At 68.1% G+C, this 14,385-nt stretch carries 12 protein-coding genes; 5 read left to right on the forward strand and 7 right to left on the reverse strand.

The features are described from left to right. Positions 1 to 38: 38 nt before the first annotated feature. Entirely contained in the window at positions 39 to 773 is a 735-nt protein-coding gene (locus tag OG303_RS21815; RefSeq protein WP_405870210.1) for a prepilin peptidase, read from the reverse strand. Beyond that, positions 770 to 3,724 (reverse strand): BTAD domain-containing putative transcriptional regulator, encoded by a 2,955-nt coding sequence (locus OG303_RS21820; protein ID WP_405870212.1) that lies wholly within the window; start codon positions 3,722 to 3,724, stop codon positions 770 to 772. The genes OG303_RS21815 and OG303_RS21820 overlap by 4 nt, the downstream gene beginning before the upstream one ends. Positions 3,725 to 4,074: 350 nt before the next feature. Here OG303_RS21820 and OG303_RS21825 point away from each other — a divergent pair, with 350 nt between their 5' ends. Both OG303_RS21825 and OG303_RS21830 read left to right on the forward strand, forming a co-directional pair. Further along, entirely contained in the window at positions 4,075 to 4,725 is a 651-nt protein-coding gene (locus OG303_RS21825; protein WP_405870214.1) for a hypothetical protein, read from the forward strand. Beyond that, positions 4,722 to 5,795, forward strand: coding sequence for a hypothetical protein (locus OG303_RS21830; RefSeq protein ID WP_405870216.1), 1,074 nt, complete (start codon positions 4,722 to 4,724; stop codon positions 5,793 to 5,795). Before OG303_RS21825 ends, OG303_RS21830 begins: the two co-directional genes overlap by 4 nt. Before the next feature lies 1 nt (position 5,796). On the opposite strand, the gene OG303_RS21835 is transcribed toward OG303_RS21830, so the two are convergent. Continuing rightward, positions 5,797 to 6,069 (reverse strand): hypothetical protein, encoded by a 273-nt coding sequence (locus tag OG303_RS21835; RefSeq protein ID WP_405870217.1) that lies wholly within the window; start codon positions 6,067 to 6,069, stop codon positions 5,797 to 5,799. Here OG303_RS21835 and OG303_RS21840 point away from each other — a divergent pair. Next, a complete protein-coding gene (locus OG303_RS21840) occupies positions 6,038 to 6,511 on the forward strand; it encodes a hypothetical protein (protein WP_405870218.1) in 474 nt (157 codons plus the stop codon). The two genes, OG303_RS21835 and OG303_RS21840, sit on opposite strands and share 32 nt — an antisense overlap. Before the next feature lie 104 nt (positions 6,512 to 6,615). Here the strand turns inward: OG303_RS21840 and OG303_RS21845 are convergent, their stop codons facing one another. Further along, positions 6,616 to 7,029 carry an ATP-binding protein gene (locus OG303_RS21845; RefSeq protein ID WP_405870219.1) on the reverse strand — a complete coding sequence of 138 codons (414 nt, stop codon included), beginning with the start codon at positions 7,027 to 7,029 and terminating at the stop codon, positions 6,616 to 6,618. 238 nt (positions 7,030 to 7,267) lie between these two features. Between OG303_RS21845 and OG303_RS21850 the strand changes: the two genes are divergently transcribed. Next, positions 7,268 to 8,119 carry a helix-turn-helix domain-containing protein gene (locus OG303_RS21850; protein ID WP_405870221.1) on the forward strand — a complete coding sequence of 284 codons (852 nt, stop codon included), beginning with the start codon at positions 7,268 to 7,270 and terminating at the stop codon, positions 8,117 to 8,119. Positions 8,120 to 8,127: 8 nt separating this feature from the next. Next, a complete protein-coding gene (locus tag OG303_RS21855) occupies positions 8,128 to 8,331 on the forward strand; it encodes a DUF397 domain-containing protein (RefSeq protein ID WP_405870222.1) in 204 nt (67 codons plus the stop codon). Between the two features lie 37 nt (positions 8,332 to 8,368). Here the strand turns inward: OG303_RS21855 and OG303_RS21860 are convergent, their stop codons facing one another. The 3 genes from OG303_RS21860 to OG303_RS21870 all read right to left on the reverse strand — a co-directional run bounded on the left by OG303_RS21860 (position 8,369) and on the right by OG303_RS21870 (position 14,308). Then, positions 8,369 to 8,965, reverse strand: coding sequence for a hypothetical protein (locus OG303_RS21860; protein ID WP_405870223.1), 597 nt, complete (start codon positions 8,963 to 8,965; stop codon positions 8,369 to 8,371). Positions 8,966 to 9,125: 160 nt separating this feature from the next. Continuing rightward, complete coding sequence (locus tag OG303_RS21865; RefSeq protein WP_405870224.1) at positions 9,126 to 9,719, reverse strand: hypothetical protein; 594 nt, start codon at positions 9,717 to 9,719, stop codon at positions 9,126 to 9,128. 41 nt (positions 9,720 to 9,760) lie between these two features. Next, on the reverse strand, positions 9,761 to 14,308 hold the full coding sequence (locus OG303_RS21870; RefSeq protein ID WP_405870225.1) for a DUF6531 domain-containing protein: 4,548 nt from the start codon (positions 14,306 to 14,308) through the stop codon (positions 9,761 to 9,763). Positions 14,309 to 14,385: the final 77 nt, after the last annotated feature.

The following is a 14,385-nucleotide window of genomic DNA, read 5'->3' on the forward strand; positions in this document are numbered from 1 at the left end:
CCCAGCCAGCCTACGCCAGGCGTTCTACGGGACGGACGTCAGGCCGCGTACGCGCCGATGAGCAGCCCGAGGAAGGCCCCGGTGATCAGGAAGGGTCCGAACGCGATGGCCGTCTTGCGCCCGGCCCGCCGTACGACGACGAGCGTGCCCCCGTACAGCGCCCCGAGCAGGAACGCGGCGAAGGTGCCCAGCATGACCGTCGGCCAGCCGTACCAGCCCAGGACGGCGCCCAGTCCCAGCGCCAGCTTCACGTCGCCGAAGCCCATCCCGCCGGGGTTGATGAGGAACAGCAGGAAGAAGGCGCCGCCGAGCGCGAGGGCGGCGTACAGCGCGGTCGGCCAGTCGCCGGCGTGCTCGGGCAGGAGGGCGACGACGCCGAGCAGGGCGAGCGCGGCGCCCGCGAGCGGCAGTGTCAGGACGTCGGGCAGCCGCTGCACCCGGAAGTCGACGACCGCAAGCAGCACGCCGACGGGCGCGAGCAGCAGCCACACGGCGAGCTCGGGCCGGATGCCGGTGGCGGCGGCGAGGGCGGCGCAGACGAGGGCGGTGGCGGCGGCGACCGCGGGTGTACCGGGGCCGTAGAAGGGTTCCGTGCGCTCGCACTGCCCGCACCGGGCCCACCCGATCCATCCCCCGATCGGATGCCCGCCGGGGCACCGGTCCCGCCAGTCCTCCTCGGAGGACACGGAGAAGCGGTACGCCGCCCGCGGCAGGAGTACGCCCGTCGCCGCACCCCACAGTGCGGCGACGGCGACGACGAGGACGGTGCTCATCCCACCGCGGCGACGCCGCTGCGCCACGACGGCAGCAGCTCGTCGAGCAGCGCCTCGGTGCGCGGCGGCAGCCCGCGTGCGCCGCTGCGGTTGATGAGGTCGGCGGCGAGGGTCTGCAGACGGCCCTCGTCACCGGTGGCGTGGGTGGCGCGGAGCAGCTCGTTCCACAGGCGCTCGTCGCCCGGTGCGGAGTTCAGCGAGGCGTTGAGGGCCTCGATGGCCTTCTCCGCGCGGTTCTTCTCGAGATGGAACGCGGACAACGCGAGCCCGATGTCGGCCACCAGCAGCGGGAGTTGGGCGTCGATGATCTCGTGGGTGAGCCAGCGGTAGCGCCCCTCGGGCCGGTCTGCGAGCAGCGGCCCGCGCACCAGGACCAGCGCGTCCGTCAGCAACCGCCCGCGCACGGCACGGCTGTCGATGCCCTTGCCCTGGGTGGCCTCGTGGTAGAGCGACCGCAGCACGTCCAGGTCCGACACCACGGACTTGGCGAGCACGAGCCGGCCGGTCGAGTCGGCGGTGAGCCGGGGGCTGCCGTCCGGGTCGGCGCCGAGCCAGACCCGCAGCCGCTCCAGCAGCGCATCCCGCACGTCCTCCGGGACACCCCGCGGCCACAGCGCGGACGACAGCACCCGCGGGTGCACGCCCTCACGGTGCAGCAGCAGCAGCGCGAGCGCCTCGTGCAGCAGCGCACTGCGCTCCCCGTCCGGGGTGTCGAGGCCGATGATCTCGTACGGGCCGACGAGGCGCGCGTACACCGCCGGCCGCCCCTGCTCGCTGATGTCGACGAGGAACGGCGGTGTGGTGGCGGGTCCTTGGGGTTCGCGCTCGGGGTCGGCCTCGACGAACAGCTCGACGACAGCGCGCTGGGTGGCCACCGGCAGGAGCTGGGCGTCGAGTTCGAGGCCGAGGAGCGGGGCGAGGAGCTTGCCCTCGCTGGTGACCTCCATCTCCCAGGCGGCGCCCGGCAGATCGCCGGTCTCGGTGCCGACGAGGTAGCCGATGCCGAGCCGGCTCGCGTCGGAGGCGAGTTCGGCGAGCTTGACGGCGTCCTCGGCGGAGGGCTGGGCGGCGAGCAGGACGAGGTGCGGGGCCCAACGGGTGTGCTGGGCAGGCCCGGTACGCCCGGTGAGGACCGAGTCGTGCCCGGCGGCCCCCAGCGCTCCCCTCCGCTGCCGCGTCTCGGCCTCCATGGTCTCGATGAGGTCGTCGATGCCGTCGAGGTGGCGCAGCCGGTTGGGCGCGAGGGGGGTCAGGTCCTCGCCGAACCCGACGAGGGTGATGGTCATGCGGTCCGACCAGCCGTTGGTGGCGAGTTCGGCGGCGACGGACGCGAAGACGGCGGCCCGGTCGGCCTCGCGACCGCTCAGGGAGACGATGCCGGGCACCGACTCCAGGTTGAGCAGCAGCCGCGAGTCGTCCATGGTGCCGAGGCTGACGAGGCCGGGGTAGGGCGCGGCGGTGTCGACGTCGCCGTATTGCTCGGCGTCGGTGCGGGCGAGCATCCAGAAGGTCTGGTCCTGCCCGAGCTGCCAGGGCGCGGGCGGCTTCCCGGCGGGCTGGGCGAGCTGCAGATGCAGATCGCCGTTGCTGAGCCAGGCGGCGTAGACGGTGGGCAGGGCACGCGACTCGGCGGCGAGGGAGGCGGCAAGTCCCCTCAGCGAGAGGTCGAGCAGTCGTACGCCTTCGGGGTCGGCGCCGACGAGAAGGGCGTCCTGCGCATTGGCGGCGTCGCCGGCCGGCAGCGGCGGCTCCATCCCGCGCCGCCCGCCGACGGCACCGAGCGCCGACTGCCACAGCGCCTGCCGACGGCGCCGGCCGAGGGCACCGAGGAGGCCGGCGGCGAGAAGAGGGGCGCCGATGAGGGCCTGCGGCAGGCCGAAGGCGCTGCTGGATGCGGACGTCGCGGGGGTGGCCTGCTGATGACCGCCGTCGGAGGCGGGCCGCTGCTCGGGAAGCGAGACCTGCTGGGCGTGGTGACCGCCGCCCTGGGCCTGGCTGCCGCCCCCTTGGGCGTGATCGCCGGACTTGGAGTAGTCGTGGATCTGCTGCTGGTCCGGCGAGGAGGCGTGGGCGGAGGCATCGGGCGCCTCGACGAGCTCGCCGCCGTGCGCGTCGCCGGGCATCTCCATGATCCACCCGGGCCGGATCAGACTGGCCTCGGAGAGCTTGGAACCGTCCGGCTGGGTCCGGTCCTTGTTGAGCTCGTAGATCTCCTTGTACCGGCGCCCGTCACCGAGATGCCTTTGCGCGATCTCCCACAGGGAGTCGTGGTGACGCCCCTCCGGCGGCTGGATCCGGTAGTACTTCGTGTCGCCGTGCTGGGCGGTACTGCCGCCGCCGTCGGCATGCGCGGCCGCGTGGGAGGCCTGTTCGGCGAGGGCGGCGGCGGTACTGGCGGCCTGCTCCTGCTGCTGGGCGAAGAGCCCGGGGGTCGCCTGCGCCGCGGCGACGGTGGGCTTCTGGTTCCCCTCGATGCTGTGCCCGAGCTGCGACAGCCCCGGCGTGAGGCTGGCAGCCGTGGCGCCGATGAGCAGCAGGGCGGCGACGAGCTGCCGGGCGAGCAGCTGGCTGGGCCCCGAACCGGGCACCCGCCCCGGCACTCCGACACCCGAGAGCGCGGCCTTGACCTCCACCAGCACACAGGCGGTGAACTGGGCCCAGGCCAGCCAGACGATGACGGTCAGGATGTGCAGGAAGGTCGTGACGGTGATCTCCTGCTGGAGCCAGTCAAGGCTCGGCACCCCGTTGGGCAACGGCCACCCGATCAGCACGGCCAGCGCCCCGGGCACCCCGACGACGAGCACGAGCAGCGCGACGAACGCGAAGAACGCCTTGACGAAGTCCCCGAAGCTGCGCCTCCGGATGCGGACGGGTTGCGGCGTCCGGTTCCTCGGGGCGGCCGAGTTGCCCGTCGAGCGTCCCGTCGAGCTTGAGGTGCTGCGTCGCGGCATGGCGAGTGTCCCGGGTTGTGTGTGGAGGGGGCGGAGGGTGGGAGGGAGGGGATACGTGAGGCGTACCGAGCCTACAGAGATCTTATGGACTCGGATTTGGGACGTCGAAGGTCGGATACGGAGCTGAGACCTCGCCCTTCACCCAATACGTCACCGTCTGCCCCCTTGGCCGGAGTTGCCCCGCGCCTGTCGTCACGGCCGCCCTTGCCTACGATCCACGCCCTCGGCGCCCGCCACGCCACACTCCTCACGTTCCCCACACAATCCCCCACAGGCACCCCAGGCCCTCTTACCCGCCCCTGATAGCTTCGTTCCCCGTTGCACACAGCCGACTCCGGGGGAGATCAACCGTGGCCCGCCGCGCACTGCCGACTACTGCCGCCGCGCTCACTGCAGCGGCAGCACTTTTGCTCACCGGGTGCGGTGGGGGTGACAAGTCGTCTTCGGATGACATCAAGGGGGCGGGTACGGGGTCGGGGAGTCCTTCGGCTTCGGCTTCGGCTGACGCCGACGCTCCCGACGTCAGCGTCCCCAGCGACTTCCACCTGGTCTTCGACTTCGATGCACCGTCCGACGCGAAGCAGGCGTCAGCTCTTTCCGACGCGGAGAACTACATCCGGGCCCTGAAACACGGCATCTCCAAGCAGGATCCGAACGACCCCGCGTACCAGTACTACTCGAGCGGCCAGGCTGCGCAGTACGCCAAGTCGCAGATCCAGGCCTGGGTGAAGGGAAGCTGGACCGTCACGGGGACGGACAAGTACTACGACGCGGACGTCACTGCGTTGAGCGGCGGCAAGCGCGAACTCGTCACCTTCTGCCGGAACCAGGGCAAGTCGTACAGCAAGGAAATCAAGAGCGGCAAGATCCTCTACACCGAGGAGAACCTGGACAGCTACGTGAAATACCAGCTGCTCATGTTCGCGCCCACCGGCTCCTCCAAGGCCTGGAAAGCATCGGTCGTGGAGGTCAAGGGGAAGGCGAAGGAGTGCCAGAAGTGACGAAGCACAGGCTCTCCCGGCGCTTGACCTTGCCTGCCGCCATCGCCTTGGCGCTGGTCAGCGGCGGCACCGCCCATGCCAATGACACGCCCGGGCCCACAACGCCCGCACCGCCCACCTCCGGCGGTAAGCACGGCAAGGACATCTACGCCTCCGCCACCTACTCCCACATCAAGGTCCGCCAGGTGAGCGGCCCCACCGGGGGCAAGCGCGGCAACCTCTCCTCCGTGGACGTCAACTGGAAGCCGCCGGCGTGCTGGTACGAGCCCGTCTTCACCGGCCAGGAGCTGAAGGACTTCGTCGACACGAACGACGGCGACGGGGACGTGGGCATCCACGAGTCCTGGTTCGGCAAGGAGTTGTGGACGAACCACTACCAGGACGGCAAGCCGGAGACCAACTTCGACGACGAACAGAGCACCGCCGAGGGCTACAAGAACTACAACATCGGCAAGCACGGCTATTTCTGGCGCAGCGTTGCGCCAGATGACAGCGCTCCCGAGTCCTGGGACTGCGGCAAGATCATGTTCTGGCAGGACGCCGGGGTGGTCCCCAAGGTCGCCCACGCCCCCACGCCGAAGATGCTCGCCGAGTACGCCTACAACCAGGTCAAGGTCCCCGACACCGAGATCGAGCTCAAGCCCACCACCAAGTCCACGGTGAACCTGCCCACTTGGGCCTGGCTGGACAAGGGCACCTTCCGGGAGATCAAGGTCCGCGCCGAACTCCCCCGCACCAATCTCTACGCCGTGACGACCGCCAAGCCGGTCGCCCTCCACCTGGACCCGGGCACGGAGGACGCGACGACGTACCCCGCGTCGGGCGACTGCACGATCAACGACGACGGCTCGATCGGCACGCCGTACGAACAGGGCGACGCCAACAAGACCCCGTCCTGCGGCATCACTTACCTCCACGCCACGAACGGCACGCCGTACCACCTGAAGGCCAGCATCACCTGGCAGATCTCGTGGGAAGGCACGGGCGGAGCGCAGGGCGACCTCCCCAACGGCACCTTCGACACGACCCAGGACATGAACGTCCAGGAGATCCAGGCCGTCAACCGCTGAGTCAGCGGGCCTCGTTCACTGTTGCACGCGCCACCCCCCAGGAGAGTTCCACCGTGCCCCGCCGCGCCCGGACCACAACCGCCGCCACTTTCAGTGCCGCTGCGGCGCTCCTGCTCACCGCGTGCGGCGGGAGCGACAACTCGTCGTCGGACGACACCAAGGCCACGGATGCGAGGCCAAGCAGTCCGTCCGTTTCAGCTGCCGTTTCGAGTTCAACGCCGTCCGACGACGTCCAGCGCCCGGTGATCACACTGCCGAGCAACTTCCAGCTCACGTTCGAGAACTGGAAGAGCGGCGACCCGGTGAAGCAGGCGGTGCTCAACGACGCCAAGGAAGAACTCCGGGCGGGGTACGCGGCGATCATCGCGAACGAGCCCGACGGTGGTACGGCCCTCGCGTTCTACGACACCAACACCGCCATCATGCAGTCGCAGCAGTGGATCAAGACGTACACGAGCAAGAACCTCACGGTGTTCGGCAAACTGCCCGCATTCGACCCCAAGGTCATCCTCTCCGCCGACAAGAAGGCGGCGTCCCTTTCGTACTGCACCGACGAGAGCAAGGCCTACACGAGGAACCGCAAGACCAAGGAAGTGCTGGGCAATCCGGCCGGGACGGACCCGCACGTCAGCTATGTCGTCAGCCTGGGCAAGAACACGCAGGGCGTCTGGCAGAACGTCTCGACCAAGGGCGAGAGGGGCGATTGCTCGCGATGAGGCGTCTTCACGGATGACTGCCGATGACACGACCGGCTCAGGTCGTGCCGTCGGCGAACAAGTTCGCTGCACTCGTCGCGTGAACCGCCGACGTGGTCAACCCGCTACGCCACAACGAGGTCACACCACACGTACTTGCCGCGATTGCCGTGTCTCGTCAGCGGCTGCCAGCCCCAGACATCGGCGCATGCGCGGACGAGGGCCAGCCCGCGCCCCTCCTCCACATCGGCGAGGAGTTCCAACACCCCCGGCGGCTCGGGCGGTTCAGGACTCGCGTCCCACGCCCCGATCCGCAGCACGCCGGCCGACCAGCGCACACGTAGGGCAGCGGGCCCTTTGGTATGGCGTACGGCGTTGGAGACCAGCTCCGTCGCGAGCAGCTCGGCGGTGTCGACCAGTCGGATCAGGCCGTGCATCGTGAGGATCAGGCGGAGGGTGCGGCGGCAGACCGTGACGGCTCGGGGGTCGTTCGGGATGTAGAGGGAGTACTCCCAGGGCTCGGACTCGTTTTCGGGCATGACTGAACTCCTCTTGAGCAGGGGGGAGTTGGCGGATCTCACCGCGGTCGCGGGTGGTGGCAGTGCCGCTGCCGTCATGGCATGACGGAGCGGTGCGCTTCCAGAGCCCCGAGAGTTCCGCAGCGTGCACGTCGCGTCACTGACGGTATGGCATAGATTTATTCCATAGCAAGCCGACCGCGTAATCTGGCCCCGAACGAGTCGCTCAACCAAGGCTGTTGAAGGCAAGGAGGAAGCCATGCCACCCAGACGGCAGCCCACGGCACGTCAAGTCCGCCTGGGCGCAGAGCTGCGGAAACTACGCGAGACGGCCGGCCTCAAAGCGACGGAGGCGGCGAGCCTGCTCGGAACCAACTCCGTCCAGATGAGTCAGGTCGAGGCAGGTATCGCAGGCGTGAGCGAGGAACGCGTGCGGCGAATTGCCGCCCATTACGCCTGCACAGACGAAGAGTTGGTTTCGGCGCTCACAGCGATGGCGACCGACCGAACACGCGGCTGGTGGGAGGAGTCCCGAGGCCTACTACCCACGCCGTTCCTTGATCTCGCCGAGTTGGAGCATCACGCCCACTACAGGTGGGACGTGGACTTTTTGCACGTCCCAGGCCTACTGCAGACCCAGGACTACGCGCACGCGCTCTTCTCCTACATGAACCCGGAGTACCCAGCGAGCGAGATGGAACGCTGGGTGGAGCACCGCATGAAGCGGAAGGCCATCATTGAACGCGCCGATCCCACCCCGTACGAGACCGTGATCCACGAAGCGGCACTCCGTATCAGGGTCGGCGACCGTGCCTCGGCACGTGCTCAGATCGCCCGCATCCTGGAGCTCTCCGAAGCCGACCACATCACCGTGCGCGTCATCCCCCTCGACCTGGACGGTTTCGCCGGCGCCGGAAGCGCCATGGTGTACGCGGGCGGCCCTTTGCCCAAGCTGGACTCGGTGGTGCGCGACGGACCCAACGGCACAGTCTTTGTTGACGCCGAAGCCCAACTCAGCCGCTTTCGAACGCTCTTCCGTAGAGTAGAAGCGGTGTCGCTCGAACCTGAGCGTTCGCGTGACTTCATCAACAGGCTGGCGAAGGAGCTGTAAAACACCCCATGAACACTCCCGACACCTGGCGGAAGTCGTCCTTCTCAGGCGGTGGTGAAGGCAACGCCTGCGTGGAGATAGCAGACCTGCACACCCGAGTAGCGATACGCGACTCGAAGGCCCCGGCCCAAGGCACCCTCTCCTTCCCTCTCGGCGCCTTCACCGCGCTCATCAAGGCCATCCAGGCGGACGCTCCGCGTCCATCCGTCTGACCCCGCCCGGCCGGCCTCACGCGGAGGACGAGGCAGATCAGATGCCCCAGGGGTCCGGATGCGGCTTGTCCGTTGGGTCTTCGGACCAGAGCAGGCGTTTCTCGATCTGGTCCCCTGTGAGGTCACAGAGCCGGTCGGCCGCCCAGCCGTTCCATTGGACTGCACCGGGGAATTGCGGCAGGCGGAAGGCCGGGAGATGCGTGGGCATAGCTTCGACACGGAACACCGCCTTTTTCACTTCCCCGTCCATCTTCTTCGGCTTGGACGACCGGCGCAGGTCCAGACAGTCGACCACCTCTTCCACCAGGTAGAGGCAGTACTCGTCGTCCTTCGCGCCGTCGATGTCGACCGGCACGAAACTGCCGGCTGCAAGCAACTCGTCCCCAAAGCGCTCAGCAAGGCGGCGGCTCAGCACGGGAGCACCGTGGTAACCAGTGGGAAACTCGCTCTTGGACCAACGGCGCTCACCCAACCATTCGGCACGCAGCCGCATGGGACGGTCTGCTTCACCTCCTGCACGCTGCCAGCGCATGAGCCCTCGCACATCGAAATTGTTGAGACTCAGTGTCTGGTAATCACTCAGGCTCGGCATGAGCCGGTACACCGACAGACCCTTTTCAGGCCCGTCAGCCACAGCGTCACCATCCGTCCCTGCCATACGCACGGCAGCGACGACGAGCGACTGCGTAGAGATAGCGAACCGCCACACCTGAGTAGCCATACGCGACGCGAAGGATCCGGCCCAGGGCACTGTCCCTTCCGCCCGGGCGGACTCAAGTGGAGAGTGGGTCGGATCAGATGCCCCAAGGGTCAGGATGCGGGGTGACCTGCGGGTTCTCGGACCAAGTAAGACGCACCTCGATCTCGTCGCCCGTCAGTTCGACAAGTTGGTCGGCAGCCCAGCCGTTCCACTGGACAGCGCGGGGGGATTGCGGCAGTCGGAAGGCCGGCAATTGCTCGGGCAATGCTTGCTGGAGGAACACCGCCTTCTTGATCTCGCCGTTCCGGTTCGGCTTCGACGACCTCCGCGTGTCGAGGCAGTCGACCACCTGCTCAACCAGATAGAGGAAGTACACGTCATCCTTGGCGCCCTCGATGTCGACAGGTACCAGGCTGCCGGCCGCAAGCAACTGGTCTCCGAGGCTCTCTGCAAGACGCCGGCTGAGGACGGGAGCGCCTGGGCGACCAGAGGGAAACTCACTCTTGGACCAGTGACGCTCACCCAGCCATTCGGCACGTAGCCGAGAGGGCCGGTCCGCTTCGGCTCCGGTACGTTGCCAGCGCATCAGCCGAGTCATGTCGGAACTGTCGAGATGCAGGCCCTGGTATTCGCTCAGGCTCGGCAGGAGTCGGTACACCGACAGCCCCTTCTCGGGCATGTCAGCCATTGCGTCACCATCCGTATTCGTTGTCACCTCGGTATGGTCCATCATGGTGCCGTCCACACCGCGTTGGCCGACGGCTGCCCGCTCGCCAGCTCTCTCTCGACCTGCTGCCCGATGGTGCGAAGTTCCCCACGCAAGGCCCCGCGGATGGCACGCGCTCCGTAGCCGTCGGCCGTCATCCTGTCTGTCAAGTCGTGCAGATGCGTGTTCAGGCGCTGCAGGAACATCTTGCGGTGCGTGAAGTTGTGGGGTCGCGGGTGCCCCAGAGGGATCCCGTTTACCGCGTCGTTGATGTCAACGCCGTACTTCTCCAGCAGCGCCCGGGCCTGTGCCGCTCCATTGCGCTTCATGCCGGACGGCACAATGTGTGCCGCAGCTTCGCCCGCGCTCTTCGCCCGCCCCTCTCGCGCCAGGTTCTTCGCCAGCAGGTCGGCGTTCTCGGCACAGGTGAGAAGCCCCAGGTAGTCGAGCCACGACAGCGGGTTGGGCACGTAGGCTCGCGGGTTCGGGCCCGCGTCCAGCCCCAGCGGGTCTGCGCTGAGGTATGTCGCGGCGACCGGGTCGTAGTACCGGAAGAAGTTGTGGTGGAGCTGAGACTCCGGGTCGTAGTACTGGCCTGGGAAGCGCAGTGGGGTCGACGTCTCGTATGCGTCGTCCCACGCTGTGAGGCCCCAGAGCGTGGCATCGGCGTGCCAGGCGATTTCGCCGCTCTCGGAGACGAGCTCGGTCGGGGTGCCGATGAGGTCGGTGACGATGGCGTAGAACCGTTCGTCGACGACCTCCTGCGGTACGTCGACCAGGGTGGTGCGCTCTCGCTGGGCCAACGGCCGAACGCCGTCGCGTTCCCAGGTGAGCGTGGATGTCTCGGGGAAACCTGCCCGAGTCGTGGTCTGCTCCACCAGGTGGGTGCCGTCCCAGGTGAACCGGGTCTCCTCGGCAACGCCGTGTCCGTCGACGGTCAGGCGCTGCTTGGCGACGCGGCGTCCCAGCGGGTCGTAGAGGTAGCGCCAGACCGTGCGGTCTGGCGTGACGACCGAGGTGAGCCGGTCGTCGGCGTCCCAGGTGTAGTGCCAGACGTCGGGCTTGCGCGACAACCGTGTCCTGCGGCGCGTCACTACGCGACCGGCAGCGTCGTACTCGTAGTGGACGCCACCCGCGCGCAGAACGTGGTTGCCGCGGTGGACGCGGTCGCCGCGACTCTCCTGGGCGGGGTACCGGTCCGGCCATGCGGCCCGCGTCTGGTTGCCCTGCTCGTCGTAGGCGTACGACTCCGTCCACTCCCCCGCGCGCACTGCCAGGACGCGTCCCGCCGGGTCGAGGTCGAACGTGCGGTGTCCCGCCACGCGGTCGTCCAGCGCGGTCACGTGGCCGTCCGGCCGGTATGTGTAGGTGCGGTGCGTCAGCGGGCGAGAGCCGGTGGAGGACGTCAGCTGCTGAGTGGTGAGGCGGTCTCCTGCGTCCCACGCGAGGGTGAGAGTGAGGTCGGTGCCGAATCGCCTGGTGGTTTCTCGGCCGAGGCTGTCGTGCGCGAAGGCCAGTGTGCGGTTGGCAGCCGTGAGCTCTGTGCGGTGTCCTGCAGCGTTGTACGCGTACCTGGTGACGGCGCCGCTCGGTGTGGTCCGGCGCGCAGGGCGGCCCAAGACGTCGTAGGCCGTGGTGAAGACCCGACCGTCGACCGTCTCAGCCGTGATGCGACCGCCGAGGTCGTAGTCGTACGTGAGCGTGGCGTCCGGTCCCACGGCCCGCAGGAGCCGACCGGCACGGTCGTGGAGGTAGGTGGTCGTCCTTCCGTCCAGGGTCGCCCGGACCTGGTTGCCGACCTCGTCGTAGGAGAAACAGGCCGCCTGTCCGACGGCGTTCGTGCGGCTCAGCAGCTGGCGCGCCGGGTCGTAGGTGTAAATGAGCGTGCGGCCGTCGAAGTCCGTCTCCGACACCAGGTTGCCCACCGCGTCGTAGCGGTAGTCCCAGGTCAGACCGCGCATACCGGTCACCTGGATCAGCCGCAGCTCGGTGTCGTGGGTGAAGGTGTAGCGGACCCCGTCCGGCGTTGTGCGCGAGGTGAGCAGGTCGAAGGCGCCGTAAGTGAAGCAGGTGGTCCTGCCCAGTGCGTCGGTGTGGGTGAGCTGGTTGCCCTCGCCGTCGTAGGTCCACCGCTCCACGCTGCCATCGGGGTTGGTCCGCGAGGTGAGGTGACCGTCCGTGGACCAGGTCCGCCGGGTCTGCCCGCCCAGGGGGTCGACGACAGCGGTGCATCGACCGAAAGGGTCGTACGTGTACGCGGAGGCCGCTCCGAGCGGATCGGTGGCCAAGGTCGCTTGTCCGACCGGGTTGTTGGCGAAGCGATAGACGGCACCCGACGCGTCCGTCAGCGTGGCCAGGGCTCCAGTCGGCTCCCGGGCGAAGACCGTGGTGGCCCCGTCAGCGGTCGTCAGTGACGTGCAGTTGCCGCGTTCGTCCCACTCCTGCCGCAGGACGGCTCCGTCGTACTCGGTGATCTCGATCGGAAGGCCGAGGTCGTTGTAGCGGGTCGTCGAGACGGAGCCGTCGGGCAGCCGGACAGCGGTCGGGCGGCCCGCCTCGTCCCACTCCACGCGGAGGGAGCGGCCCAGCTGGTCGGTACGGCTGAGCAGCCGGTCCCTGTGATCCCACTCCTGGGTGACCGCGTGGCCGAGCGCGTCAGTCTCCTCGACGAGCTGGTAGGCGTCGTTGAATCGGTAATGAGTGGCGTGGCCCAGCGAGTCGACGGCGACGGTGCGGTGAGCGTCCTCGTCGTACGCGAACGTGTAGGAGAGGAACCCGTCCATGCCGTGACCGGCCACGCAGCGGCCGGCGTCGTCGTAGTCGAAGCGGTAACGGACTCCGTTGCGATCCTTCCATCCCGTGATGCGTCGGTTCTCGTCGTAGGCGAACTTCAGCGGCAGACCGGAGGAGTTGTGGATCGCCGACAGGTTGCCGCGATCGTCGTAGCCGTAGCGGACGATGTTCGGCTGCTCGGGGTGGCTGCGCAGGGTCAGTTCCGTGATTCTGCCGTTCTCGCAGGTCACACCTATGCGGTAGCCGCCATGGTGGACGACCTCCTCGGGCATTCCGTCCGCCCGGTAGGTCACCCCGATCGTGTTGCCGTTGCGGTCGCTGATCGCCGCCAGTGGAAGTTCGGCGGTCGGTCGGTTGGCCAGAGGCCGGAAGCGCAGGGTGTGGCCTGTCTCAGGCCGGTGCAGCACAAACTCGCCCTCGGCGGTTCCGTCCCAGCTCAGCGGCCAGGCCGGGCCCTCGACCGGCAGAACGGAAACGTCCGCGTCCGGGACCGGGTAGTGCAGCACCATGCCGTCGTCGGCGGTGAACCGGACGCCGGTCGGGTCGAGCAGCAGGCGCTGGTCGAGCGTGCACGTCCAACTCGGGCCGAGAAGGCGTCCGCTGCGGACCCGTGTGCGGTAGTGGCGTTCCAGGAGAAGGGGGAGAGCACCGTCAAGCGCCACGTCCGTAGCGGACATGACCATCTCGCCGGTGGCCAGGTCGACCGGGTCCCCACGGGTGACGAGCTTCTTCATCTGCCGGCCCAGCACACGCGCGGTCTTGCCGAACCCGCGCACCCCGAGAGCCATACCTTTGAGGCCGGTCTTGCCGAAAGCCTTCATACCCTTGGCGAGACCCCCCAGCGTGGTGAGCCCCTTCATGCCAGGTATGCAGTCCAGTGCAGCGAAAGCCACGTCCCATAGCGACGCTTGGCCTTTGGAGTATTTGTAAAGCGTGTCGGCAAGCACAACGAGGGCCGCGATCAGCACGATCGCACCCAGAATCGGCCCCCCGATGATCATCGCGATGATGCCGACCACCGCGACGACGACCTTGCAGACCGTGACGATCGTGTCCCAGTTGTCCTCGAACCAGTCCCCGACGTCCTCCCACCACGACCGGTTCTGAATGCCCGCATCCGACGCCTCGTCGATCTTCTGCTTCGCCTCCCGCGCCGCGTCCTCGCGCATCTTGCGAGCGTCCGCGGCCATCTTCTTCGCCGCGGACAAGGCATCCTGCGCATCCGTCACGTCCGACTGCGCCTTGGTGTGGGCCGACTTGGCGTGCTGGGCATCCCGGGTGGCGGCACGGACCTTCGACTCGTCCGGCTTGTCCGCATCGGACTTGCTGCCGGTCGGGTCGTCCTTGTACTTGTCGGCCTCCTTAGTGGCCCGGGTCACCCACGAATCAGCCGACGACAGACGGGACTTGGCCGACGACAGGTCGTGCTGCGCCTCACGGCCCTTGGCCAGCGCCTTGTCCGCAAGCGCCTGCGCCCGCTCCAGCTTCGGCCAGTACGCCGCCAGCGCGTCGCCGCACAAGTCGTACGACTTCTTCAGCTTCTTGAGGTTCTTCGGGACACCGGAGAACTCGTCCTTGAACACCTCCGCGGACTTGCCGGCCCACTTCAGGGCCGTGTCCTCCTCCGCCATCCCCTTGACGATCTTCAACGCGTCGGACACGTCGTCCGCGAAGTCATGAAGCGTCCTGGCCAGCGTCTTCACGCGCTCGGGGTCGCCCGGCGTCGGGTCCTTGTCCAGATCCAGGACATGCCAGTCCCGCGGCCGATGTCCCGCCATACCGCAACCCCCGTCACGCGCACACCATCAACAACCCTATGCACACGCGAACTTACCTGGTTCTTACGTTCGAAGTG

Source organism: Streptomyces sp. NBC_00005 (assembly GCF_045160215.1).
Classification (GTDB): domain Bacteria; phylum Actinomycetota; class Actinomycetes; order Streptomycetales; family Streptomycetaceae; genus Streptomyces.

Coding starts and splice junctions, on each gene's coding strand:
- OG303_RS21820 (WP_405870212.1), bottom strand. CDS start 3,724: ATGCCGCGACGCAGCACCTCAAGCTCGACGGGACGCTCGACGGGCAAC.
- OG303_RS21850 (WP_405870221.1), top strand. CDS start 7,268: ATGCCACCCAGACGGCAGCCCACGGCACGTCAAGTCCGCCTGGGCGCA.
- OG303_RS21870 (WP_405870225.1), bottom strand. CDS start 14,308: ATGGCGGGACATCGGCCGCGGGACTGGCATGTCCTGGATCTGGACAAG.
- OG303_RS21855 (WP_405870222.1), top strand. CDS start 8,128: ATGAACACTCCCGACACCTGGCGGAAGTCGTCCTTCTCAGGCGGTGGT.
- OG303_RS21865 (WP_405870224.1), bottom strand. CDS start 9,719: ATGGCTGACATGCCCGAGAAGGGGCTGTCGGTGTACCGACTCCTGCCG.
- OG303_RS21815 (WP_405870210.1), bottom strand. CDS start 773: ATGAGCACCGTCCTCGTCGTCGCCGTCGCCGCACTGTGGGGTGCGGCG.
- OG303_RS21845 (WP_405870219.1), bottom strand. CDS start 7,029: ATGCCCGAAAACGAGTCCGAGCCCTGGGAGTACTCCCTCTACATCCCG.